This is a genomic window from Methylobacterium sp. Leaf112 (assembly GCF_001423295.1).
Taxonomy (GTDB): domain Bacteria; phylum Pseudomonadota; class Alphaproteobacteria; order Rhizobiales; family Beijerinckiaceae; genus Methylobacterium.
Window position 1 is genome coordinate 210,819 of sequence record NZ_LMNG01000029.1, and the last position, 21,406, is coordinate 232,224.

26 protein-coding genes and 1 pseudogene are annotated in these 21,406 nt (G+C 69.4%); 9 read left to right on the forward strand and 18 right to left on the reverse strand.

Annotation, left to right across the window (positions count from 1 at the left end; all coding sequences use genetic code 11):
* Positions 1 to 19 precede the first annotated feature (19 nt).
* Positions 20 to 466 carry a DMT family transporter gene (locus ASF52_RS13450; RefSeq protein ID WP_056172827.1) on the reverse strand — a complete coding sequence of 149 codons (447 nt, stop codon included), beginning with the start codon at positions 464 to 466 and terminating at the stop codon, positions 20 to 22.
* Positions 467 to 1,216: 750 nt separating this feature from the next.
* Between ASF52_RS13450 and ASF52_RS13455 the strand changes: the two genes are divergently transcribed.
* Entirely contained in the window at positions 1,217 to 1,729 is a 513-nt protein-coding gene (locus ASF52_RS13455; protein ID WP_056172830.1) for a MucR family transcriptional regulator, read from the forward strand.
* A 28-nt stretch (positions 1,730 to 1,757) separates the two neighbouring features.
* Here ASF52_RS13455 and ASF52_RS13460 read toward each other — a convergent pair whose 3' ends face one another.
* The 10 genes from ASF52_RS13460 to ASF52_RS13500 all read right to left on the reverse strand — a co-directional run bounded on the left by ASF52_RS13460 (position 1,758) and on the right by ASF52_RS13500 (position 6,876).
* Complete coding sequence (locus ASF52_RS13460) at positions 1,758 to 2,225, reverse strand: DUF6950 family protein (RefSeq protein WP_056172833.1); 468 nt, start codon at positions 2,223 to 2,225, stop codon at positions 1,758 to 1,760.
* The gene (locus ASF52_RS13465; RefSeq protein WP_056172835.1) at positions 2,222 to 3,115 is read right to left on the reverse strand and encodes a DUF2163 domain-containing protein; all 894 of its coding nucleotides are present in this window, start codon (positions 3,113 to 3,115) and stop codon (positions 2,222 to 2,224) included. The genes ASF52_RS13460 and ASF52_RS13465 overlap by 4 nt, the downstream gene beginning before the upstream one ends.
* A gap of 8 nt (positions 3,116 to 3,123) precedes the next feature.
* Complete coding sequence (locus ASF52_RS13470; RefSeq protein ID WP_056172837.1) at positions 3,124 to 3,759, reverse strand: DUF2460 domain-containing protein; 636 nt, start codon at positions 3,757 to 3,759, stop codon at positions 3,124 to 3,126.
* Between the two features lie 128 nt (positions 3,760 to 3,887).
* Positions 3,888 to 4,466, reverse strand: coding sequence for a phage tail tape measure protein (locus ASF52_RS13475; RefSeq protein WP_056172838.1), 579 nt, complete (start codon positions 4,464 to 4,466; stop codon positions 3,888 to 3,890).
* Complete coding sequence (locus ASF52_RS22095) at positions 4,466 to 4,708, reverse strand: phage tail assembly chaperone (RefSeq protein WP_082483831.1); 243 nt, start codon at positions 4,706 to 4,708, stop codon at positions 4,466 to 4,468. Before ASF52_RS22095 ends, ASF52_RS13475 begins: the two co-directional genes overlap by 1 nt.
* Positions 4,705 to 5,031 (reverse strand): gene transfer agent family protein, encoded by a 327-nt coding sequence (locus ASF52_RS13480; protein ID WP_056172840.1) that lies wholly within the window; start codon positions 5,029 to 5,031, stop codon positions 4,705 to 4,707. Before ASF52_RS13480 ends, ASF52_RS22095 begins: the two co-directional genes overlap by 4 nt.
* Positions 5,032 to 5,071: 40 nt before the next feature.
* On the reverse strand, positions 5,072 to 5,479 hold the full coding sequence (locus ASF52_RS13485; RefSeq protein ID WP_056172841.1) for a phage major tail protein, TP901-1 family: 408 nt from the start codon (positions 5,477 to 5,479) through the stop codon (positions 5,072 to 5,074).
* 28 nt (positions 5,480 to 5,507) lie between these two features.
* A complete protein-coding gene (locus ASF52_RS13490; RefSeq protein ID WP_056172843.1) occupies positions 5,508 to 5,945 on the reverse strand; it encodes a DUF3168 domain-containing protein in 438 nt (145 codons plus the stop codon).
* Positions 5,942 to 6,298, reverse strand: coding sequence for a phage head closure protein (locus tag ASF52_RS13495; RefSeq protein WP_056172844.1), 357 nt, complete (start codon positions 6,296 to 6,298; stop codon positions 5,942 to 5,944). Before ASF52_RS13495 ends, ASF52_RS13490 begins: the two co-directional genes overlap by 4 nt.
* A gap of 14 nt (positions 6,299 to 6,312) precedes the next feature.
* Positions 6,313 to 6,876: a head-tail connector protein gene (locus ASF52_RS13500; protein WP_056172846.1), complete on the reverse strand. Its 564-nt coding sequence runs from the start codon at positions 6,874 to 6,876 to the stop codon at positions 6,313 to 6,315.
* A gap of 29 nt (positions 6,877 to 6,905) precedes the next feature.
* Here ASF52_RS13500 and ASF52_RS13505 point away from each other — a divergent pair, with 29 nt between their 5' ends.
* Both ASF52_RS13505 and ASF52_RS13510 read left to right on the forward strand, forming a co-directional pair.
* Positions 6,906 to 7,652, forward strand: coding sequence for a S1 family peptidase (locus tag ASF52_RS13505; protein WP_056172849.1), 747 nt, complete (start codon positions 6,906 to 6,908; stop codon positions 7,650 to 7,652).
* 125 nt (positions 7,653 to 7,777) lie between these two features.
* Positions 7,778 to 8,647: a S1 family peptidase gene (locus ASF52_RS13510; protein WP_056172852.1), complete on the forward strand. Its 870-nt coding sequence runs from the start codon at positions 7,778 to 7,780 to the stop codon at positions 8,645 to 8,647.
* A 75-nt stretch (positions 8,648 to 8,722) separates the two neighbouring features.
* Here the strand turns inward: ASF52_RS13510 and ASF52_RS13515 are convergent, their stop codons facing one another.
* The 5 genes and pseudogenes from ASF52_RS13515 to ASF52_RS13535 form a co-directional block, all read right to left on the reverse strand.
* Positions 8,723 to 9,946 carry a cupin domain-containing protein gene (locus tag ASF52_RS13515; RefSeq protein ID WP_056172855.1) on the reverse strand — a complete coding sequence of 408 codons (1,224 nt, stop codon included), beginning with the start codon at positions 9,944 to 9,946 and terminating at the stop codon, positions 8,723 to 8,725.
* 201 nt (positions 9,947 to 10,147) lie between these two features.
* Positions 10,148 to 11,419 carry a phage major capsid protein gene (locus tag ASF52_RS13520; RefSeq protein WP_056172857.1) on the reverse strand — a complete coding sequence of 424 codons (1,272 nt, stop codon included), beginning with the start codon at positions 11,417 to 11,419 and terminating at the stop codon, positions 10,148 to 10,150.
* Positions 11,416 to 11,967, reverse strand: coding sequence for an HK97 family phage prohead protease (locus ASF52_RS13525; protein WP_056172860.1), 552 nt, complete (start codon positions 11,965 to 11,967; stop codon positions 11,416 to 11,418). The genes ASF52_RS13520 and ASF52_RS13525 overlap by 4 nt, the downstream gene beginning before the upstream one ends.
* 299 nt (positions 11,968 to 12,266) lie before the next feature.
* Positions 12,267 to 13,418 carry a phage portal protein gene (locus tag ASF52_RS13530; protein WP_056172863.1) on the reverse strand — a complete coding sequence of 384 codons (1,152 nt, stop codon included), beginning with the start codon at positions 13,416 to 13,418 and terminating at the stop codon, positions 12,267 to 12,269.
* Between the two features lie 27 nt (positions 13,419 to 13,445).
* Positions 13,446 to 14,270, reverse strand: a pseudogene (locus ASF52_RS13535) (phage terminase large subunit family protein); the annotation flags it as partial.
* A 255-nt stretch (positions 14,271 to 14,525) separates the two neighbouring features.
* Here ASF52_RS13535 and ASF52_RS22100 point away from each other — a divergent pair.
* Complete coding sequence (locus ASF52_RS22100; RefSeq protein WP_244473818.1) at positions 14,526 to 15,986, forward strand: TniQ family protein; 1,461 nt, start codon at positions 14,526 to 14,528, stop codon at positions 15,984 to 15,986.
* Between the two features lie 93 nt (positions 15,987 to 16,079).
* Here ASF52_RS22100 and ASF52_RS22670 read toward each other — a convergent pair whose 3' ends face one another.
* Positions 16,080 to 16,484 (reverse strand): hypothetical protein, encoded by a 405-nt coding sequence (locus ASF52_RS22670; protein ID WP_156630141.1) that lies wholly within the window; start codon positions 16,482 to 16,484, stop codon positions 16,080 to 16,082.
* A gap of 380 nt (positions 16,485 to 16,864) precedes the next feature.
* On the reverse strand, positions 16,865 to 17,617 hold the full coding sequence (arsH, locus tag ASF52_RS13545) for an arsenical resistance protein ArsH (protein WP_056172868.1): 753 nt from the start codon (positions 17,615 to 17,617) through the stop codon (positions 16,865 to 16,867).
* Between the two features lie 47 nt (positions 17,618 to 17,664).
* Between arsH and ASF52_RS13550 the strand changes: the two genes are divergently transcribed.
* From ASF52_RS13550 to ASF52_RS13570, 5 genes are read left to right on the forward strand one after another with little or no spacing between them, the layout of a single operon-like run.
* Positions 17,665 to 18,012 (forward strand): ArsR/SmtB family transcription factor, encoded by a 348-nt coding sequence (locus tag ASF52_RS13550; protein WP_056172871.1) that lies wholly within the window; start codon positions 17,665 to 17,667, stop codon positions 18,010 to 18,012.
* A complete protein-coding gene (gene arsC, locus ASF52_RS13555) occupies positions 18,012 to 18,437 on the forward strand; it encodes an arsenate reductase (glutaredoxin) (RefSeq protein WP_056172874.1) in 426 nt (141 codons plus the stop codon). The genes ASF52_RS13550 and arsC overlap by 1 nt, the downstream gene beginning before the upstream one ends.
* A gap of 33 nt (positions 18,438 to 18,470) precedes the next feature.
* Positions 18,471 to 19,766, forward strand: coding sequence for an arsenic transporter (locus ASF52_RS13560; protein ID WP_056172876.1), 1,296 nt, complete (start codon positions 18,471 to 18,473; stop codon positions 19,764 to 19,766).
* A 7-nt stretch (positions 19,767 to 19,773) separates the two neighbouring features.
* On the forward strand, positions 19,774 to 20,937 hold the full coding sequence (locus ASF52_RS13565) for an MFS transporter (protein ID WP_056172881.1): 1,164 nt from the start codon (positions 19,774 to 19,776) through the stop codon (positions 20,935 to 20,937).
* A 44-nt stretch (positions 20,938 to 20,981) separates the two neighbouring features.
* Entirely contained in the window at positions 20,982 to 21,377 is a 396-nt protein-coding gene (locus tag ASF52_RS13570) for a hypothetical protein (RefSeq protein ID WP_018044310.1), read from the forward strand.
* Positions 21,378 to 21,406 lie beyond the last annotated feature (29 nt).

Sequence of the window (21,406 nt, forward strand, 5' to 3'; positions counted from 1 at the left end):
TGTTCGGGGTTCGGGCGCCTCAGCGCCGGATCAGGATCACCCCGCCGATGAGCAGGGCGACGCCGACGAGGCGCGGGCCGTCGATGGGGCGCTGGGCCAGGCCCAGCCAGCCGAAATGGTCGACGGCCACGGAGGCGAGCATCTGCCCGGCGACGAGGAGCGCCATGAACGTTCCGGTCCCGAGCACCGGCACGAGGACGATGCCGAGGCCGATGAACACCGCGCCGAAGGCCCCGCCGCTCCAGGCCCACCACGGCACGCGCGAGGCCGTGGCCCAGGCGGGCAGGGGATCGCGCAGCGCCAGGGCCAGCGCGCCCATGCAGGCGAGCCCGACGGCGTAGCTGATGAAGCCCGCCCAGGCGGCGGAGTTCAGGCCCCCGCGCAGCTGCGCGTTCAGGGCTTGCTGGATCACGAGGCCCGCCCCCGCCAGGGCGGCGAGGATCGGGGCGAGCAGGGCGGTGACCATTCTATGCCTCGCGGGACCCGCCGGCTCCCTCGGCGCGGCCCGCCTTGACAACCATCGCGGCGCCATGCCGTCAAATGGCATGCTGTCGAACGCCTTGGCGCAGGATGCCTTGGCTCAGGATGCGCCGGGGCGCTGGCGTCCCCCTTGCCGGGCCCGATCCCCTCGTCGGAAACGCTGCGAAGCGGCGGCCTCGCTCTCGCCATCACTCGGTCGATCATCAATCGTGGTGATGTCGATTGGCGAAATCTGTCGTTGATCGCCCCGCGCCACAGTCAAAGGGCGTCTTGTCGCCGGAATGACACCCTGGATAGTACTGTACGCAATCGTTCGGGGGTTCGAGATCATTCGAAAGTCCGGATAGTCAAAACAATCCGCGCCTTCGAGCAAAAGTCCGGCGAAGTTTGTGTTAGGATAACGGCAGATGAACGGATCGATTGTTTTCCATTTCAGCCGGCAACGTGTCGTTCTGGGTATGAAATGAGGAATGGTTTTCGATCTTGGCGATGAGATCAGTGATCGAAATCGGGTTCATCTGAGACGCATATCGGCTTCGTACAACGAGACATCACCTGATCCGACACGACAAACGGCGCGACATCTCTTCGAGCGAATGTCGAAGAGAATCTTCGCCGTCTGATTTGCCTCCCTTCGAGCAGACATCGGGTCGGGGGGATCGGGTGGCCCGAGCACGGCTTGGCCGGATCAAGTCGAAGCCTGTCCCTGATCGATCATGTTGTCTGGATCATCGAAATGACTGAACACAGCTCAACCGAAACCGCCGATCGCCTGGATCTGACCCGGAAGATCATCGGCGCTTATCTGTCGAACAACTCCGTTCCGGCGGCCGATCTGCCGATCCTGATCCGGGCCGTGTCCGGTGCCCTGACGAATCTGACGGCGGAGGGCGCATCGGAGGCTGCGCGCGAGGAAAAGGTCGAGAAGCTCAAGCCGTCCCAGGTCAGGAAGTCTGTCCTGCCCGGCGGCCTCATCAGCTTCCTCGACGGCAAGTCCTACAAGACCTTGAAGCGCCACCTCACCAAGCATGGGCTGGACCCGGACACCTACCGGGCGCGCTTCGGCCTGCCGCCGGATTACCCGATGGTCGCCCCGTCCTACGCGGCGAACCGCTCCGCCCTGGCGATCGCCAACGGCTTCGGCACGAAGGAGAGGCATGCGCGGCCGAGGCAGGAGCGGACCCCTGCCCCGAGACCGGCCGGGCGCAAGACCGGATCGGAGCCGGCCGCCCGGGTATCCGCCCGGTGACGTGAGCCCCGGGCGGGCCGCCGCGGCATCAGCCGGGCGCCCCCTCCTGGCGGCTTCGGGCCGCGCCCTCCGGAAAATGGAACGCGTGCGTGCAATGCCGCCGCCACCAGCGGGTCAGGGCGACCTCGGTGACGGCGGCGCCGTCATGGGCGTGGATCATCGTGCCTTGCCCGGTCACGATGGCGCAGTGGCGGGCCGGCAGGTGGGCGCGGAAGGAGAATAGAAGGACGTCGCCGGCTCGCGCCTCGGCGGGCGGCACCGGGACGAGGTGGCGGGATGCGGCCTCCGCCAGCGGGTCGGTGCCGGGGGGCGCCGATTCCGCCCAGGAGGCGGCATAGGGCGGGGCGGCCTCGGGCTCGGGGCCGAAGCAGTCGCGCCAGACGCCGCGCACGAGGCCGAGGCAGTCGCAGCCGACGTGCCGCACCGAGGCCTGGTGCCGGTAGGGCGTGCCGATCCAGGCGCGCGCAACCGACACGATCCGGTCCTGCGGGCTCATCGGAACAGGCTGCCGCCGTCGAGGCCGGGGCCGGAGCCGGGGGCCTGGCGCACCACGAAATCGTTGCCGGGCATGTGCGGAAATCCCTGGAAGTTGAGGGTGTTAGAAAATTTGCCGCCGCAGGTGGAAAAGCGCTTGTCGCAGCCGGCCGTGACCGCGAAGGCGTCGCCGGGGTCCACCGGGCGGGCCGGGGCCTGCCACAGGGCGAGGCGATGCCCGGCGCCGTCGCCCGCATGGGTGCGGAGGTCGGACGCGTGCCCGGCCTGGGCGCCGCCGGCCCAGACGAGGCGCCCGCCCGTGAACCAGCCCGGCGCGAACGGGGCCGCGAGGGCGACCCGCAGGATGCCGGGTTCGGGCACGGCGATGACCCGGCCGGTGGTGCGGAACGCCGGCCGGTCGCGGTCGAGGCCGCAGCGGGCATCGCCCAACTCGGCCGAACAGGTGGCGCGGAAGGTCCGGCCGGTGGGTACGTCGAGGCGGTCCATGAGGCCGCGCAGCTCGGCCACGAACGCGCCCCCCGCCCGGCGTACCTCGCCGAGGGTCCCGACATCGAGGAGCAGGCTCGTCTCGGGGTGGGTCCAGTCCACCAGCCAGGTCTCGACGCCGGCCCCGTCGTAGAGCCCGCCGGCGATGTCGGCATCGGTGATCCCGAGGGCGGTGAGCGCCCCCGCCACCTCGCCGCCGCCGACGGCGAAGCCGAGTTCGGCGCTGGCCTCGGCCGCCTCCAGGCCGGAACGGGCCGCGTAGGGCATGCCCGCCAGGGTGAGGTCGCGGTCGTGGTCGGTGAAGCCGAAGCGCACCCCGTCGCGGCGGGTGAGCGCCCAGCAATGGCACAGGGTGGTGGCCCCGCCGGCGAGATGTTCGGCGAGGTCGGGGGGCAGGGTGCGCATGGGAACTCCTACGGGACGATCTCGATGAGCGGCACCCTGGGGATCTCGCCGGCCGTGAAGGCCGAGAGATCGACGGTGAGGTCGTCGGTGTCGAAGCGCACCGGCACGTCGAACAGGAAGCCGGCCGTCACCGGATCCCCGGGGGGCGGGGCCGCCGCGAGGGTGACCGTGCCCGTCGTGCCGTCGCAGGTGAAGGCGGCGGGCGGCAGGGCGAGGCCCGCCACCGCCACGATCACGCTCTCGGCCACGGGCTTGGTGATGACCCGCCGGTAGGGCAGGGGGCCGCTGCCGTAGGTCTTCGCGAGCTGGAACGTGCGGGTCGCCCCGTCGCCGGAGCCCAGGGGCTGGTCCATGGCCGAGACCGGGCGCGAGGGCGGGCCGGAGCGGGCATCGACCCGGTCTCGGTAGCGGAACCCGTAGAGGCGTCCGCGCCGCTCCTCGAAGAACGCCAGCACGGCGTGGAGGGCGTCGAGGGTGCGGATGCCGAGGCCGGCATCGTAGCGGCGGCGCGAATCCGCCCAGCGGCTGTTGCGGTGCTCGCGCCCCGACGCGAGGGTGACGATCTCGGTCATCCGCCCCGGCCCGCCGCTGCCCCGCAGGGCGACATCGAGGGGAAAGCGGACTTCGTGGAAATCGGCGCCCATGGGCGGCTCCTGGATGCGGCAAGTCGGACGTCTGGGCAAGTCGGACGTCTGGGCAAGTCGGACGTCTGGGCAAGTCGGACGTGTCGGCAAGTCGGACGTCTCGGGGAGGCGCGCGATCACCGCGTGCCTCACAACCCCCGCCGGCCGCGGGCCACGGCGCGGGCGAGGCCGGCGGCGACCTGGGCCTCCGAGCGGCGAAAGCCCGCGATGTCCGGGGTGGTGATGTTCACCGTGACGGCGGCGGCGCGGGCCTCCGCGCCGGCCGCGACCCCAAGGCGGCCGTCGCTGCCGCGCTTCAGGGGCAGGATCGCCTCGGGCCCGGCCTCGCCCATGAGGCCGAGGCCGCCCTGCATGGGAAAGTAGGTGGGCGCGGCGACGATGCCGCCGGCCGCGAACGGCCGCACGCGCCCTTGCGCCACCACCCCACCCCGGGCGAAGGCCTCGGTGCCCCCGGCGACGCTGGCGTTGAGGGCGCCCTTGACGAGGCCGGTGATGCCGGCCTTGACCGGGGTCAGCGCGGCCTTGAGGGCGAGGCTCGAGAGCTTCGTCGTGAGGGCGCCGAGCAGGCTGTCGAGCTGGCGCCCGGCGCCGAGGGGACCGCCCAGGGCCTGGGTCAGGCTCTGGCCGAACCCTTTGGCCAGCCGGTCGAGGACCTGAAGCTGCTTTTCGCGGCCCGCCTGGGCGCGGTCGGTCTCGCTCTCTGGCATCACGGGCTCCCAGGATCACAGGATGACGGGACGTCGGGATAGGCCGCGAGCAGCCGGTCGAGATCGGCCCGGCCGGCTGCCGGCGCACGGGCCGACAGGCCGGCGGCGGCGAAGAGTTCGCGCGGCGTGGCGCCCCAGAGGTCGCGCGGACGCCAGCCGAGCCGCCCGAGGGCGAGCGCGAGGACATCGTCCCACGGGAAGGCGGAGGCGGGCTCCGGCGCGCTCCCGCCCGTGGGGCTCAGGGGTTTGGCGAGGCGCCCTCGCCGAAGGCGGCGGTGAGGGCTTCACCGAGGGCCGCCGTGAGCGGTTCGAGTCCGCCGGCCAGGGGCAGGGCGGCGACGGCCGCGTCGTCGAGGGCGTGGCCGCCCCCGCGCAGGGCGCTGCCGAGCAGGGCGATGAGGTCCCGGGTGGCGAGGTGCCCCCCGGCGAAGCGCTCGGCCAGCCCCGTGAGGTCGCGGGCCCCCAGGGCCGATTCGAGTTCGGCGAGGGCGCCGAGGGTGAAGCAGAGGGTGTAGCGCTGCCCCCCGAGATCGAGGGGGATTTCGCCGCGCCTGCGGTTCGCCATGATCTTCGGGCCTCCCTATTTTTTCAAACCTTGATGGGTCTTAGGCCGCCGTGAACGCGAGGGCGCCGGCGGAATCGAGGGCCAGGTCGAAGGTGACCTCGCCGGCGTGATCTCCGCGATATTCGAGGCTGGTGATCTGGAACGGGCCCTCCAGGGTGCCGAAGGCCGGCACCACCACCTGGAACGTCTCGATGGTCCCCTCGAAGAACAGCTGCCGCAGGCGGGCGTCGGAGGCCTCGTCGCGAAACACCCCGGCGCCCGCGATGGCGGCCCGGCGGATTCCTGCCCCGGACAGCAGCTCGCGCCAGCGCCCGGCGGATTCGGCGTGGGTCACGTCCACGGCCTCGGCGTTGAAGGCAATCTGGCGGGCGCGCAGGCCGGCGACGGCGACGAAGCCGCCCCCGCTCGCCACGCGGATGAGTAGGTCCTTGCCGCGTTGTGCGCTCATGCGGGTTCTCCCGTGGGATTGGAGGCGGTCAGGCCGGGCGGTGCTCGGTGACCGCCTGGAGGGTGAGGGTGGCGCGGGCCTCGCCGGTGGCGGGGTCGCGGGTCGCGGCGAGCCGCACGACCCGCAGGGTCACGAGGTGGTGGCCGTGCAGCGCCAGGGGGGCGTCGGCGAGGAGGTCGGCCATGCGCTCGGCGGCATCGAGGCCGGAGCGGGCCGAGCCCGGCCGGGCGTAGAGGACGAGGGCGAGGCCGTGGGCGTGGCGCGTCGCGCCGTCGACGGATTCGTCGCGGATCTCGGCGTCGCCGAACACGCCGTAGACGGGCACGCTGCCGCGCGGCGGCTCGTCGTGGAGGCGCACGGACCCGCCCATGAGCCGGGCGAGGGGGGCGTCCACGGCCAGATAGGCGCGTAGCGCCCAGCGCAGGGCGAGCAGCGGGCTCGCGGAGACCGGGTCTCGAACCGTCACGGCGCGCGCTCCCCGGCCACGAGTTCTTCGACCCGACAGACGAGTTCGCGCCGTCGGCCGTCGGGATCGCCCGCGGCCCGGATGGCGAAGCGGCGCGGCCCGGTGGACAGCCGCATCGTGGGCGTGACGTCGGCGCGGTAGGCGAGGCGGACCCGGTGGGTCTCCGCCGTATCGGCCCGCCCGCCCCGGACCCGCTCGGGCCCGCTCAGGGATTCGAGGGCACCCCAGACCAGGGGGCCGGGGACGTAGCGGCGGATCACGCCGCCGAACCCGTCGGGCTCCTCCACGGGCCGTTCGAGGGTGAAGCGGCGGCGGCGCGCGCCGATGGGCACGCGCGGCGTGGACTCGGGCATGATCGGCTCCGTGATCATAGGGACAGGCGCCGCAGGGGGGCGACGAGGGCGGCGACGGATGGCGGCGGGCCCGCGCCCGTGTCGCCGCGATGCTCGAAGCCGTGGGCGGCGAGGAGCCGGATCGCCTGCAGCAGCATCGGGGGCGCCGGGGGGCCGTCGCCGCCGTATCCGGCGCTGACTTCGACGAGGGCGGCGCGGGCGTGGAGCGACGGCGCCTCGGGCGAGACCACGAGGCCCGGCGCCTCCACGGGGTCCGGCCCGGGGCGCACGAGGCCGGGGGCGAGGTCGGTGACCGTCCCCTCGGCATCGACGAGGCCGGCCCGCTCCACGGCCACCAGGGGGCTGAGCGGCAGGGGCACGAACCCGGAGGCGGGCCAGGCCGTGAGCATGATCCGGTAGCGCCCGGGCGCCAGGATTCGCCGGGTCGCGGCTTCCACGCTGGCGCGGGCGGAGGCCACGAGGGCGGCGAGGAGGGCGTCCTCGGCCCCGCCCTCGTCGGAATCGAGGCGCAGATGCGCGCGCATCTCGCCAAGGCTCACCGGCTCGACGGTGGCGCCTGCGACGCGTATCGGGGTCATCGTCGTCTCCAAGGTGCGGGGTGTTGCCGATGGCTCGGACTGGTCTCGGGCGTCTCGCCCTGCTGATGGGCGTCGCGGTTCCGGCCCCGATCATGGGTCCGGCGCACGCGGTGGTGGGCGGCGATCCGGCTCCGGAGGCGGCTTCTCACGCCGTCATGGTGCTGTCCTCGAACGGTGGCGTGTGCACCGGCGTGGTGGTGGCACCGGGCGCCGTGCTCACGGCCGGGCATTGCCTCGCGCCGCGCCTCGTCCACCGGGTGCACTACAAGGACGCCGCCGGGGCGCCGGTGCTGGCCGAGCCCGCCGCGCAGGCGGTCCATCCGGGCTACGATGCGGGCGCCATCGCGGGGCGTCGCCGCTCCATCGACCTCGCCCTCGTGCGCCTCGCCGCGCCCCTGCCGGCGCCGTTCGTGCCCGCCACCTTGAGTGCGGCGATGCCGCGCGCCGGCGAGACTCTCACCGTCTCCGGCTACGGCGTGGCGCGGCCGGGGGATCCGCGCAGCACCGGCACCTACCGGCAGGCCGGCGTGCCCGTGGTCGAACCCTACGGGCCGAGCCGCATCCTCGTCTGGCTGCGCGGCGCGAAGGGCGCCGGCGCCTGCCAGGGCGATTCCGGTGGGCCGGTCGCGGCGGATATGGGCGTCGTCGCGGTGGCGGCCTGGGTCGGCGGGGCCTGCGGCGGTCTTTCGCAAGGGGTCCTGCTCGGGCCGCAGCGCGCCTGGATCGACGCGACCCTGGCCGGCTGGGGCCTCGCCGCCCGCTGGGACCGCCCGTGAGCCCGCCCCGGCCGATTGGCGTCGCGGGCGGAACCAGAGCTTGGCCGAGGGATTCCGTTCAGATAGGTTTCCACCATGGCCGTCCGGGACGCCTCCCTTCGGGGCCGGGACGCGGGAGAGACACGATGCTGCCGACCGCGTTTCGCGCCACCGTCCTTCGCACATTCACCGTGGCGGCCCTGGTCGCGCTCGCGCCCGCACTCCTGCCCACGCCCGCCTTCGCGGTGATCAACGGCGCGGTCTCGCGGGATCCCAACGGCCTGCGCGCCTCCGTGGTCCGCATCGAGAGCAGCCAGGGCGAGATCTGCTCGGGCACGCTCATCGCCAGCGACCTCGTGCTCACGGCGGCCCATTGCGTGATGCACCGGGCCAGCTACAGCGTTGTGGCGGTGGACCGCGCCTTCCGCTCGCGCCGCATCGCCGTGGCGGCGGCGTCCATGCATCCCGAATTCGTCCCCGGCACCACGCCGGAGGATCAGCCGGGCATCGATCTCGCTCTCATCAAGCTCGCCGAGCCCTTGGGCGGCGACTTCCAGCCCCTCGATCCGCGCGGCGGCGGCATCAACACCGGCGACGCCGTCGAGATCGCGGGCTTCGGCGTGGTGGCGGAGAACCGGCGCAACACCGCCCGCACCCTGCGCCAGGCCCAGCTCGTCTCCATCGGCCCGCTCCAGGTCGCCAACCGCGTCACCGTGGTGACCGACCGGCGCCGCATGGCCGAGACGGCGGGGGCGGGCGCGTGCCTCGGCGATTCCGGCGGCCCGATCCTGCGCGGCGGCCCCGGCGGCTATCAGATCGTCGGCGTGGTGAGCTGGTCGAGCGGCGCCATGCGCCAGGACAAGCGCGCCCGCACCGCCTGCGGCGGCTTCACCGCCGTCACCCCCACGGCCGAGCACACCGGCTGGATTTCCTCCCGCGCCGCCGAGATGAGCCGGATGCAACCGGGCGAGGCCGCGGCCCGCGCCGAGTGGATGGCGCGGCCGGGACGGCGCTGAGCCGGGTTTCGATGCGGAACCGGGGCCGCTTTCACGAACCCCGCCTGGGCGCCGGCTTCCTCGCGGGCCGATGCCTTACGGACGGTTCGTCCCTGGCCGGCTGAAGGTCCGGGCCGCCGGCGGGAAACCGGCGACCATCTGCTCGTCGACGCCCAGGTTGGCGGCGAGCATCCCGCGCGGCACCCGGGCCAGCCAGGTCGCCAGCAAGGTCTCGTCAGTGACGCCGCTGTCGTGCACGCCGACGATCTCGGCCGTCTCGGTGCCGATGCTCTCCACCGAATGCCCGCAGGACCGGGGCAGGTACGCGCAGTCGCCCGGGCCGAGTTCGGCCACGGCCATGTGCTTGTCCTGGCCGAACAGGGTCACGCGCGTCCGCCCCCGCACGACGTAGTGCCACTCGTTCGCGCGGGTATGCCAGTGGGGCGCGTGCACCGCGCAGGCCGCGAGGCGCACCAGGAAGCCGGTCATCCCCGCCGAGACCGGGAAGGCGCCGGCGGGCGCCATCCGCATCGTGGAGCCGGCCCCCTCGGCTACCGCTACGGCACCCGCCAGGGCAAAGCGATGGGTGCGCTCCGGCGGCAGCGGACGCTCGGCCCGCGCCGTTGCGCCGTCGCGGGGCACGACGGGTCCCTGGATGATGTAGGTCTCGCCGGCCGGCAGGGCCGCCAGAGTCGCCTCCGGCACCCCGAGTGCGCCGCGCAGGATCGCGGGGTCGATCCGGCTCATCCAGTCGGTCAGCCCGAAGGTGCCGTGTTCGCCGAACAGGCCGTCGTCGAAGGCCAGGATGGCGTGGCACGGCTCGGACCCGAGGGTCTGGATCGCGTGGGCGTGGCCGCCCGGAAAGTACCAGGTGTCGCCGGGCGCGAAGTTGACGACCTCCATCTCCCCGGCGGCATCGATCACCGTCGCCTGGCAGTGGCCGGCGACGATGTAGCCCCACTCGGCGGAGGCGTGCCAGTGCATCTCGCGCATCCCGCCCGCATTCAGGAAGATGTGGGCCCCCGCGATCCCGGTGGCGAGGGGCAGCTGGTGGGTGGTGATCTCCCGCGCCCAGCCGCCCGAGGTCGCCTTGACCGGGCCGCCGTCGAGGGAGGCCGTGAACACCGGGGCAGGCCCCGGCTTGCGCGGGATCGTGCGCAGGAAGGTGGAATCCGGGGCGACGTCGGCCCCCGCCGCATGACCGTCCCGCGCAGGGCCGGTCTGGAGAGGGCCGCTCTCCGCCGCCAGCGCCCGGCCGGCGGCCAGGCTGCCGCCCGCCGCGAGGGCGCCGAGAAACAGGCGGCGGTTGGTTTGGTCCATGGCGCTCCCCTCGGGCGAGGGCGCCGCCGCAACGACCCGTCCCCGACCGGAGGGAGCGCCCGGGGACGGGGTTAGCACCGCGCTATGCTTGAATTGGCTTCCTCTGCGGAGTGTATCCACATCTTCGTCCGACGATCGCGCGCTAGCGTTTCCGCTTCCTTAAGACTGGATCCCCCGGGCCCGAAGGCCCGGGGGCCGGTGTCAGGCCGCGAACTTCAACAGCTTGATCGCATCGAAGTCCTGCACGCCGCCGCCGACGCGCTTCGTGGTGTAGAACAGCACGTAGGGCTTGGCCGAGTAGGGGTCGCGCAGCACCCGCAGGCCGGCTCGGTCGACCACGAGATAGCCGCGGCGGAAATCGCCGAAGGCCAGGGACAGGCTGCCGGCCCCCGCATCCGGCATGGCCTCGGCCTCCGTCACCGGGAAGCCCAGCAGGGTCGCGCTTCGGTCGGCCCCCTGGGGCGGCTGCCAAAGGTAGTTGCCGTCGGCGTCCTTCATCTTTCGGATCGTGCTCTGCAGGCGCCGGTTCATGACGAAGCCGGCGTTCTGGCGGTAGCCGGCGCGCAGGGCGTAGATCAGGTCGAACAGCACGTCGGCCGGGTTGGCGGCCGGGAACGCCCCGGCCGCGCCCGTGGCAATGAGCCCGAGCTTGCCCGGGACCCAGGCGGAATTCGCCACGGTGTCGTGGCTGAGGAAGCCGCGCGGGCGGCTGATCCCGTTGCCGGTCACGAACGCGGTGCCCTCCTGCTCGGCGAACGCCGTCTCGACCTCGTCGGCGAGCCAGGCGTCGATGTCGACGATGGCGTCGTCGAGCAGCGTCTGGGTCGCCGCCGGCATGGCGTAGAGCTCCATGGCGGGGAAGCTCAGCTCCGACAGGGTCGGCGCGTCGGTCTGCGGCCGGGGCGCGGCCTCGGCGACCCAGCCCGACACCGCCTCCGTCACCGAGACGGCGCGCTTGTACTGCCCGCCCGAGATCGTGCGGACCGTGGCGAGCGCCCGGATCGGCGAGAGGCGGGCCAGCCGGGTGAGCACGTCGCGCTCGATGGTCTCGGGCACGAGGTAGCCGCCATCCGGGCCGGAGCCCGCCGACAGGGCTTTTTCCTCCAGGCGCTTGAGGCCGCCGCTCTCGCCGGCCCGGACGTAGAGGTCGAAGGCCGCCTTGTGCTCCGTGGCCGCGGCGTCCCGGGGTGGGTTGCCGGCGCCGAGGGGCGCCCGGCGCCCGTCGAGGGTGAGGCGGTCGAGGCGGGTGCGGGCGGTGTCCAGGGCCGCGTCGATGCGGGCGAGTTTTTCTTCCGTCAGCACGTCCGTCCCGAGCCGGCCCTCGATCTCGGCCAGCCGGGTGTCGTTGGTTTCGCGGAACGCCGCGAAGGCGCCCTGCAGATCGGTCATGGCATGGGCCACGGCCGGATCGCCGCCGGCGGCCTTGTCCTCCAGGGGAAACGATTTGGTTTCGAGGGGGTGATGGACGGTCATGCGAACCTCTTGGCGCGGGGGGAGGGAGCGGCGACGGGCCGGGTGGACGGATGGGCGCGCGGCGGGGCGACGCGCCGGGCGAAGGCGTGGAGCGCCTGCGCCAAGGGGAGGGATTCCGAGGGCAGGGATTCCGAGGGGGCGGATTTCGCCGCGATGCGCGCGCCGGGCTGGAGCGGGAAGGTGACGAGGGAAATCTCCCACAGGTCGAGGCTGTGGAGCCGGCGCAGGCCGCCGCGGTCCGGGCTCGCCCTGACGGTGCGGAACCCGATGGAGAGCCCGTCGAGGGCGCCCTCGCGCAGGAGGGCGTCGAGTTCGCGCGCGCGCTGCACGGCGAGGTTCAGTTGCCCCGCGACGCGCAGGCCGCGCGCATCTTCCGTGAGCGACAGCCAGCGCCCGACGGGCTCGGCTGGATCGTGCTGCCACAGCATGCGCACGCCCGAGTTCCCCCGGGCGCGGAGGCTCGCGGCGAACGCGCCCGGCGCCACCACGTCGCGCCCGAGATCGGGCACGCCGAACAGGCTGGCATAGCCGGTGAAATGGCCGTCCATGGGGGGGCTCCAATCGGGATAAGCGGCTTTTGGGGGCATCCCCCCGCAGAGCAAGGCGATCGCATGGGCGCGCCGGTGTCATTCCGGATCGCGCGCTGAGCGAACCCGGACCCGGAGGGCCGCGCCGGAGGCGTGCAATCCAGAGCCGCCGACAGCGCCAAGATTTGCGAAACCGGTGTTTCTGGGGCCCGGGTTCCGCTGCGCGGCCCCGGAATGACAAAGCGTGGCGGGACTTTCGAAGCCCCCCGCACGCCCAATGCAATCGCCCTCCCCCGCAAAGGGAGAGGGTCGGGGCGAGCTCACCCCGCCGCGCCGTAACCCACCGCCGCGCGCTTCTCCGTGTCGCTCAGGAACTCTGCGTCCCCGACCCGGCGCCACAACGACTCGCGTTCGGGCGCGAGGGCCTCGATGGCGTAGAGGTCGGGTTCCAGGCGGGCGGGGCCGAAGGCGGGCTCCAGCCAGTGGGCGAGGGATTCGGCCGTGCGGCGCACCAGCGGGATCACCGTCTGGCGGTAGAAGGCGCGGTTGGCCTCGGCGTAATTGGCGTGGGTGTTGTCGCCGGGCAGACCCAGCAACAGGGGCGGGACGCCGAAGGCCAGGGCGATCTCGCGGGCCGCACCACTCTTCGCCTCGACGAAATCCATGTCCTTCGGCGAGAGGGCCAGGGGCTTCCAGTCGAGGCCGCCCTCCAGCAGCAGAGGGCGCCCGGCATTGCCGGCGCCCTGGTAGTTGGCTTCGAGTTCGGCCTTCAGGCGGGTGAATTGCGCCTCGCTCAAGGTGCCGCCGGTCTGCGCGGCGAAGACGAGGGCGCCCGAGGGCCGGGCGGCGTTGTCGAGGAGGGCCTTGTTCCAGGCGCTGGCGGCGTTGTGGATGTCGAGCGCGGTGGCCGCCGCCTCCATGGGGGCGAGGCCGTAATGGTCGTCCCCCGGATGGAACAGGGTGAGGTGGAGGATGGGCGCGACGCCCGCCTGGTCGAGGTCGTACCGCAGGGTGCGGCCCCCCACCGTGTAGGCGTAGGCCACGGGCCAGCCGTCCGGCCCCGGCACCACCCGCATCCGGTCCGGGCGCAGGACGTGGAACTCGCGCGGGGTGCCGTCCAGACTCTCGACCGCCAGGTAGGCGTTGCCCGAGACCATGAGGTGCCCGTAGACCGATTCGAGGAGCCGCGCCCCGCCCTCGCGCGGGTTCGGGCGGGCGAGCAGCTGCAGGAGCGGGTGCTCGTGTCCCGCATCGGCCAGCACCAGGGGCAGGGACGCGGCGGCCTCGGCGACGAGTCGCACGGCTCGGTGGACCACGGCGTTGCGCTGGAAGCCCTCGCGGGCGAGGGCGCTCCCCTCGCGCGGCGTCCACACCGCCCGGCCCTCGCCGTAGAACTGCACCGCGAGGGGCGCGGCCTTCGTTTCGGGCACGGGAAAGGCTGCCCGCGCGAGGCGGGTGAAGAGGTTGGGCATGATGGAAATCCCCTGAACGGCGGCGGATCACAGCCGCCGGATGCGCGGCTCGGCCGAGCCCCGCAGCATGAGGTGGGTCAGCGCCCACACGAGGGCGTCGAGGCGGTCGGGCGAGGCGCCGGAGGACAGGCCGTCGGGCCCGAAATCGCAGAGCTCGTCCTCCAGCGCCGGAAGGGCGCCGACATGGTGGACCCGTCCTTGGGCGTAGAGCACCGAGACCGGCTCGGCCCGGAGGTATTTTCCGCGGGTGGCCCGTACGGGGATCACCGGCACGGACGCGTCCACCTGCCCAAGGACGGCCGTCACCATCTCGCCGCCCTGGTTGACCTCGACCACGAGACTGTCGGCATCGAGGCGATGGTAGAGGGCCAGCGCCGCGGCGGCCCAGGCCTCGGGCGTCGCCCGGGCGAGGGTCGCGTCGGCGAGCACGTAGGCGTGACCGGAGGGCGCGAGACCCGTCGCCACGATGCCGCAGGCATCGGCCCCGGCCTTCGAGGTGGCCGGCGGATCCACCGCCACGACGATGCGGCGCAGATCCTCCGGGGCGCGGGCGACGCGGGTGTGTTCGAGGGCCGCGCGGGTCCACAGGGCGTCGGCACGGTCCTCGATGAGCTCTCCGTCCAGCTCCTGGCGCCCGAGTCGGGTGCCGGCGTAGCGCCCCACCACCGCGTCGAGGAAGCTCGGCGCCAAGTTGTCGGCGTTGTCGGCCGTGCGGGATCGGCTCACCACCGTGGTCGGGTCGGCGAGGAGCCGGCGCAGGAGCGGGATCGGGCGCGGCGTGGTGGTGACGAGGCCGCGCGGGGCGTGGCCGAGGCGCAGGCCGAACTGGATCATGTCCCAGGTGGCGTCGGCGTAGCTGTAAGGGCTGTAAAAGCCTGCCGCACAATTTTCGCTAAGTGCTTGTTTTAAAGAAGCAATATTTTCAGTCTATAAAAAGAAAACACCGCAAATCCGCAAATAAGCTGCCGCATGGGGTACGCATTTCGAAATAAACATGCCGCAAAAATTGCTTCGTCCATGCGAAACAGAATATTAACTATAATTATTACCTATAGGAGCTGTTTGTAAACAGGCATTTCTGACTTGTCCTCGGCAGCATCTTTGCCAGTGCGCGTTAGGCACCTCGCTGACGAGCCGGCCTACGACCTGTTCCGGCGCTTGGGAACGGCGATGGGACAGCCGAGGCCGAGCAAGTTCGCGGCGGAACTCGGTCTCAATTGGTCTGCGATCAAGGCGGGAAAGATGACACCGACCATTGCCGAACTCGCCGGCGTTGACCAACAACAGCTTGCGGCAGCAACGTTTGAACGCAGGGGCGAACTCACCACCTTCCGCTCCACCGCCTTCAGGAACCAGGAGTGGCAGTCCAGCATCCGTGCGTGTCCTCGGTGCGTGGAGGAAGACAGGTTCGTTTCACATTCCAACACCGGTATCCATCGACGTAGCTGGTGGGACCTTCGGGTGATCGAACGTTGCCCAAAACATGGGAATGCGCTCGTTGACGGCTGCACCGACTGCGGCTGCACTATTATCGATAGCGGACGAGGCATCTGCTTGTGCGGAAAGGACTTGATCTCGGAAACCCAAGCGGCAGATGAACGGCTATGGGAATGGGACAAATATTATATTTCACGCCTCCTTGGCCGCCCGCATCCACCGGTTCCACTGCTCGACCCCCTGCGTTTCGTGTCTCTGGCCCCAGCCGTTCTGGCCCTCGCCGGCCTTCAAAGACCTGAAGAGAAGCCGATGGCCACCCTGGCTAGCATCGGCTTCGGCTTCGCCTTGCAGGACGACTTGGCAATCGAGAGCGCGATGGCTGTAAGAGCGCCGTTCGACAAAGGGCGAGACCAAATAAACACCTTCCTCGATCCGCTACACTCGTTGCTTAAAGGGAACGACGATCTTGGCCACGGACCCTTGCTAGCTCTCGTCCGCCGCTTTGCGCGAACGCATCTTCCCGTCACTGCGACCACGAAGCTTCTGGGCGCAGGCTACGAAAACGTTGACTTCGCCGATAAGCATCAAACTCAGCGCGAAATTGGAATAGATCGGCACATCCTGATCAAACTTTATCGGGAATTGGTCGACCCCGAAGCAAGGGCACTACCGACCGCGTTGCATAATCACGATGTCGGCCGCATCCGGAAAGAATTCGAAGCATGCCTGCTTTATTCCGAGGCGAGACGTAGGCTCGGAATTCGGCCAAACATCTTTGCGATGCTGATCGAGATCCCTGACGGCGTGCTTCCAAGAGCGAGGTGGTCTTATTCTGAGCGACCTTACGTAAAGCTTCAAGATGTCGTCGCACTCGAAAGCGCAGCCGTATCCAATGCACCATTCATCACGAAGCTCTCGCGGAGCATGATGCCGATGCAGGATTTTTGGAAGACCGGACTTCCATATGATAAGCTGATCGACAAGGGTGCGCTACTAAATGCGCTACTTACATCTCTCAAACAACAAAGGATCTCTCCTGTCGCTAGGTTGGCGAACAGTGCCGGTTTAGGTAGTCTTGTGTTCTCCCGAGAGGAAATCTCAGACTTAATAGCACTGACAATAGATTATTAATTTATTACATCAATTTCGGTATAATAGAGGGTACAACGACGTAGTATTATTGGATATATATGTTTTTATGTTAGCAAAAATCAATAATAATTTTTACCACGCTCGTTTTGTAGTGGAGATTCGAGTTAGTCGATGATTGTCTGGAAGGGGCTCGCCTGCGTTCGCGATATGCCATGCTGCCTCATTTACGGCAGGTTCAATTCTCCCATTTCCAGCGTGATCAATCCCATAATACATAAGCTCCTCATCTTCACTCATGTATTGGAAAATATCGCCGATTTCCTTGTGTCTTTCATCGAAAAGATATTGCGTAGTAATAAATACTGCCTCAACTTTATCTAACCCCGGGAATATTTCAATAGATTTGTTTGAGGAGATTATTTCAAGTTCGAGCCACGTTTCTGCTTGATGAAGGTCGCAATAATAACTGCTTTCATGATCTGCATCAAATTCATGATTACTCGGAGGTGAGGTGCTAATACGAATATTTTTCATCATAGACCTTTGCCGCGGTGTCTGAATTGTATCATAAGTAGCGAAGGATTGAGGGTCAATTGATGGACGTGTCGCCAATGGAGCGAGGTGTGGGTCAGGTCGAGCGAAACCCGTTACCGGTCGAGATTAGAAGGCCGAAGGCGAGACACTAAATACTTGAGTAGTGGGCAGTGACGCGTCCTCGTTAAAGCTTATCAAAATCCAGTGATCCCAATATATGCCCTCAATTTTTGATAATAAATCGGTCTGATTTCCTGCGCTCTATGCTCACGTAGTGCCTAGGTGTCGAGGTTCTATGGTATGTAGGTCTGTTTATCACTGGGGCCAGCTTAGTGGGAGGTTCACATGTCACGGAACCGCGAGCCTGGCTGTATCCCGGCAGATTAGGAAGTCCGCCTCACGAATTTGATGTCGGCTGCCACGGCCTTCAGGCGCTCAGGCTCGCGCTCCTTCCGTTCGGAATAGCGGTCCACGAGATAGTCGGCCCGCCCGCGAGTGAGCAGGGTGAACTTGACCAGCTCCTCACAGACATCCACCACCCGGTCGTAGAGTGGACCCGGCTTCATCCGACCGCTGTCATCGAACTCCTTGTAGGCCATGGGCACCGAGGACTGGTTGGGGATGGTGATCATCCGCATCCAGCGCCCAAGGATGCGCAGATTGTTGACGGCGTTGAATGACTGCGAGCCGCCCGAAACCTGCATCACGGCCAGGGTTCGACCTTGCGTCGGACGCACAGAGCCCTCTGACAGAGGCAGCCAGTCGATCTGGCTCTTGATGACCCCGGTCATGTTGCCGTGGCGCTCGGGACTGACCCAGACATGCCCCTCCGACCAAATCGAGAACTCCCTGAGCTCCTGAACCTTGGGGTGGTCGGCAGTCGTGTCGTCCGGCAATGGCAGGCCGTGCGCGTCGTAGATCCGCACCTCGCCCCCCATCGCCTCCAGCAGGCGGGCCGCCTCGTAGGCCAGGAAGCGGCTGAAAGAACGCTCTCGGAGCGAGCCGTATAGGATCAGGAAGCGTGGGGCGTGGGTGAACGGCGCTTCCATTTGCAGGGCGGCGGGCGTCGGGACTGTGAAGTGCCCCTCGCTGAGGTTCGGCAGGCCATCGGCGAAGAGCTGGTGGGGCTTGTCCAAGACGCTTCGTTCCTCTATGTTTCAACGATGTTTGAGATATTGACATCATGATGGACGAACGGCAAGCCGTCGCCGCTTTCGCGGCCCTTGGCCAGGTGCACCGCCTACGCATCGTGCGCCAGCTCGTCACCGCCGGTCCTGACGGCATGGCGGCCGGCATGCTGGCCGAGGCGGTCGGCGTGTCGGGCACCAACCTGTCGTTCCACCTGAAGGAGCTCTCGCATTCCGGGCTGGTCACGTCCCGGCGGGAGGGGCGCTCGATCATCTACAGCGCCGCCTACCCGGACCTGTCCGAGCTCATCCAGTTCCTGATGCGCGACTGCTGCCAGGGACGCCCCGAGGTCTGCGCCCCGGCTGTCGCTGCCCTCGCCGCATGTTGCACGGAGACCGCCTGATGGACGTCGTGATCTACCACAACCCGGATTGCGGCACGTCCCGCAACACCCTGGCCCTCATCCGCAACGCCGGCATCGAGCCGCACGTGGTCGAGTACCTGAAGACGCCCCCAAACCGGATCCTGGTGCGCCAGCTTGCCGAGCGGGCGGGCGTGAAGGTCCGTGATCTGCTCCGTGAGAAGGGTACGCCCTACGCGGAGCTCGGCCTTTCGGACGAGAGCCTGACGGACGATCAGCTTCTGGATGCCATTGCCGAACATCCAATCCTGCTGAACCGCCCCTTGGTCGTCACCCCTCTAGGTGTTGCCCTGTGCCGCCCCTCCGAGGCGGTCCTCGACCTCCTCCCGGCCCAGCGGGGCGAGTTCGTGAAGGAGGATGGCGAGCGCGTCGTCGACGAGCACGGGCGCCGCGTCGCCACCGCCTGAACCGCCACCCGTCAAGAACAAGAAACGGTCCCGATGCTCGCGCTCGCCATCTTCGTGGTCACCCTCGTCTTCGTCATTTGGCAGCCGAAGGGGTTCGGCATCGGGTGGAGCGCCCTCATCGGGGCCGCCGTGGCGCTCGCCACCGGGGTCATCCACGTGGGCGACATCCCGGTGGTCTGGCACATCGTCTGGGACGCCACCTTCACCTTCGTGGCGCTGATCATCATATCGCTGCTGCTCGACGAGGCCGGCTTCTTCCACTGGGCGGCGCTCCACATCGCTCGCTGGGGCGGCGGACAGGGGCGCCTGCTGTTCCCGCTGGTGATCCTGCTCGGGGCCGCCATCGCGGCGGTGTTCGCCAATGACGGCGCGGCCCTGCTGCTCACCCCCATCGTGCTGGCCATCCTGCTGCGCCTCGACTTCAAGCCGGCTGCCGCGCTGGCCTTCATCGTCGCCTGCGGGTTCGTCGCAGATTCGACCAGCCTGCCCCTGGTCATCTCCAATCTCGTCAACATCGTCAGCGCAAACTTCTTCGACATCACCTTCAGCCGCTACGCTGCCGTGATGGTGCCGGTGAACCTCGTCTCGCTGGCCGCGACCCTGGTGGTGCTTTGGCTGTTCTACCGGCACGACTTGCCGGCCACGTACCCGGTGGCCGAGCTCGAAGCGCCGCGCCACGCGATCAAGGACCCGCTGGTCTTCAAGGCGGCCTTCCCGCTCCTTGGGCTGCTGCTGATCGCCTACTTCGTGACGGCACCGTTCGGCGTGCCGGTCTCGGTCGTGACCTGCGCCGGCGCCGTGGTCCTGCTGGCGCTTGCCAACCGGAGCCGCGTCATCACCATCCGTAAGGTCCTCGCCGGCGCGCCCTGGCAGATCGTGCTGTTCAGCCTCGGCATGTACCTCGTCGTCTACGGGCTGAAGAACGCCGGCCTGACCGACTACCTGGCGCAGGGCCTCGTCTGGCTCTCGGGCTTCGGTCCGTTAGTGGCCACCATCGGCACGGGGGTCGCCGCCGCGATCCTGTCCTCGGTGATGAACAACATGCCGAGCGTGCTGGTGGGCGCGCTCTCAATCCAGCAGGCCCCGGACCTCTCGCCACTGACCCGGGAGCTCATGGTCTATGCCAACGTCATCGGCTGCGACCTCGGCCCGAAGTTCACGCCCATCGGGAGTTTGGCGACCCTGCTCTGGCTGCACGTCCTCGACATCAAGGGCCAGCGCATCACCTGGGGTCAGTACATGCGGGTCGGCCTCGTGATCACCCCTCCGGTGCTGCTCGTCACCCTGGCTGCCCTTGCAGTGTGGCTACCCGTTCTTGGGGCCCGGTAGCGGACCGATGACCCCGGTGCGCCGCTGGCCCGTGATCTCGGCCCTAGGCGTCGTCCAGATCCTGACCTGGGGCTCCTCGTTCTACCTGTTGTCGGTGCTGGCCACCCCGATGTCGAAGGACACGGGATGGCCCCTGGGTTGGGTCATCGGCGGCCTGTCCCTCGGCCTCCTCGTCGCGGGCTTGGTCTCGCCACGGGTCGGAGCGTTCATCGGGGAGCACGGCGGTAGGCCCGTTCTGGCCTTCGCGGCCGTGGTCCTTGCCTTGGGCCTCGGCGTCCTCGGCCTCGCGCCGAACCTGCCGACCTACCTGGTGGGCTGGCTCCTCGTCGGGCTCGGCATGGGCACCGGCCTGTACGATCCGGCCTTTGCCACGCTTGGTCGGCTCTACGGCGCCGAGGCAAGACCCGCCATCACGACCCTGACCCTGTGGGGCGGCTTCGCCAGCACGGTGTGCTGGCCGCTCTCGGCCTTCCTGATCGAACGGGTAGGCTGGCGCGGCACCTGCCTCGCCTATGCCGGGCTGCACCTGGCGGTCACGCTTCCCCTCGTCCTGCTCGTCATCCCGCACCCCCCTGCCCACGGGCCAGCACGTTCCGAGGGCCCGGTCTCGGCCGTCCGGCTCGATGCACGCGAGCGGCGTGCCTTCCTCCTCATGGCGGGGGTCCTGACCCTCGGCGGCACCGTAATGGCCATGGTCTCGGTGCACCTCATTACCCTTCTCCAGGCCCGTGGCGTGGCGCTGACCTCGGCCGTCGCATACGGCGCGCTGATCGGCCCGTCACAGGTGGGGGCGCGCATCGTCGAGATGGCCGGGAAGGGCCGGCATCACCCTCTATGGACCCTCACCGCGGCGATGGTCCTCGTCGCCATCGGGGTCGCGATGCTGGCGGCTGGTCTGCCCGTGGTGGGGCTGTCGCTGGTCCTCTACGGCGCCGGCAACGGGATCTATTCCATCGCCCGCGGGACGGTGCCCCTCGCGCTGTTCGGTCCCGAGCGCTACGCCCCGCTCGTTGGCCGGCTCGCCCGTCCGGGGCTGGTGGCGCAGGCGCTTGCGCCCTCCCTCGGGGCGGTCGTGCTGACGCAGGCGGGCGCCGATGCGACCTACGCCCTCTTGACCGTGCTCGCCCTCGCGAACGTCGCGCTCGCCGTATCCCTCTGGCGCGTCCGGTAGTCACCTCCCTTCCTCACCGCTCCGCGATGTGGCATCGTCCGTCCGTGACCTTCTGGCTCGCCCTTCGGCGGCTGCTTCCGCTCCTTGCGGTCCTCAGCCTCGCCCTTGCGCCGGTGACCGCATCCGCGGCCGCCGCGGGCATGCATGCGCCGATGGCCGCTCAGGGCCACGCCATGGCGATGCCCGACGAGGCCATGGACGACATGGCCGGGATGGCCATGGACGAGATGCCGTGCTGCCCCAAGGAGCGGCCGGACATGCCCGACTGCTCGAAGGGCTGCCCCCTGATGGCACTCTGCCTGGCGAAGGTCGCCACCGGCCTGCCCGGCGCCTTAGGGTTGCCGGGACGCGTCGCCGTCGTCGAGGGGACTGCGTGGGCCGTCACCGCCTCCTTCGACAGCGTCTCGCAAGGGCCACCCTCCGAGCCTCCCCGAGCCTGAACCCGATGCCGTCGGCGCCTGCGCCGGCA

Bases quoted from the DNA above. Each gene is read 5' to 3' on its own strand.
- ASF52_RS13500 (WP_056172846.1), bottom strand. From the start codon at position 6,876: ATGACCCCGATACGCGTCGCAGGCGCCACCGTCGAGCCGGTGAGCCTT.
- ASF52_RS13450 (WP_056172827.1), bottom strand. From the start codon at position 466: ATGGTCACCGCCCTGCTCGCCCCGATCCTCGCCGCCCTGGCGGGGGCG.
- ASF52_RS13475 (WP_056172838.1), bottom strand. From the start codon at position 4,466: ATGCCAGAGAGCGAGACCGACCGCGCCCAGGCGGGCCGCGAAAAGCAG.
- arsC (WP_056172874.1), top strand. From the start codon at position 18,012: ATGGACGTCGTGATCTACCACAACCCGGATTGCGGCACGTCCCGCAAC.
- ASF52_RS13560 (WP_056172876.1), top strand. From the start codon at position 18,471: ATGCTCGCGCTCGCCATCTTCGTGGTCACCCTCGTCTTCGTCATTTGG.
- ASF52_RS13495 (WP_056172844.1), bottom strand. From the start codon at position 6,298: ATGCCCGAGTCCACGCCGCGCGTGCCCATCGGCGCGCGCCGCCGCCGC.
- ASF52_RS13485 (WP_056172841.1), bottom strand. From the start codon at position 5,479: ATGAGCGCACAACGCGGCAAGGACCTACTCATCCGCGTGGCGAGCGGG.
- ASF52_RS13505 (WP_056172849.1), top strand. From the start codon at position 6,906: ATGGCTCGGACTGGTCTCGGGCGTCTCGCCCTGCTGATGGGCGTCGCG.
- ASF52_RS13510 (WP_056172852.1), top strand. From the start codon at position 7,778: ATGCTGCCGACCGCGTTTCGCGCCACCGTCCTTCGCACATTCACCGTG.
- ASF52_RS13480 (WP_056172840.1), bottom strand. From the start codon at position 5,031: ATGGCGAACCGCAGGCGCGGCGAAATCCCCCTCGATCTCGGGGGGCAG.
- ASF52_RS13525 (WP_056172860.1), bottom strand. From the start codon at position 11,967: ATGGACGGCCATTTCACCGGCTATGCCAGCCTGTTCGGCGTGCCCGAT.
- ASF52_RS13455 (WP_056172830.1), top strand. From the start codon at position 1,217: ATGACTGAACACAGCTCAACCGAAACCGCCGATCGCCTGGATCTGACC.
- ASF52_RS13515 (WP_056172855.1), bottom strand. From the start codon at position 9,946: ATGGACCAAACCAACCGCCGCCTGTTTCTCGGCGCCCTCGCGGCGGGC.
- ASF52_RS13460 (WP_056172833.1), bottom strand. From the start codon at position 2,225: ATGAGCCCGCAGGACCGGATCGTGTCGGTTGCGCGCGCCTGGATCGGC.
- ASF52_RS13465 (WP_056172835.1), bottom strand. From the start codon at position 3,115: ATGCGCACCCTGCCCCCCGACCTCGCCGAACATCTCGCCGGCGGGGCC.
- ASF52_RS22670 (WP_156630141.1), bottom strand. From the start codon at position 16,484: ATGATGAAAAATATTCGTATTAGCACCTCACCTCCGAGTAATCATGAA.
- ASF52_RS13550 (WP_056172871.1), top strand. From the start codon at position 17,665: ATGATGGACGAACGGCAAGCCGTCGCCGCTTTCGCGGCCCTTGGCCAG.
- ASF52_RS13470 (WP_056172837.1), bottom strand. From the start codon at position 3,759: ATGGGCGCCGATTTCCACGAAGTCCGCTTTCCCCTCGATGTCGCCCTG.
- ASF52_RS13530 (WP_056172863.1), bottom strand. From the start codon at position 13,418: ATGCCCAACCTCTTCACCCGCCTCGCGCGGGCAGCCTTTCCCGTGCCC.
- ASF52_RS13520 (WP_056172857.1), bottom strand. From the start codon at position 11,419: ATGACCGTCCATCACCCCCTCGAAACCAAATCGTTTCCCCTGGAGGAC.
- ASF52_RS13565 (WP_056172881.1), top strand. From the start codon at position 19,774: ATGACCCCGGTGCGCCGCTGGCCCGTGATCTCGGCCCTAGGCGTCGTC.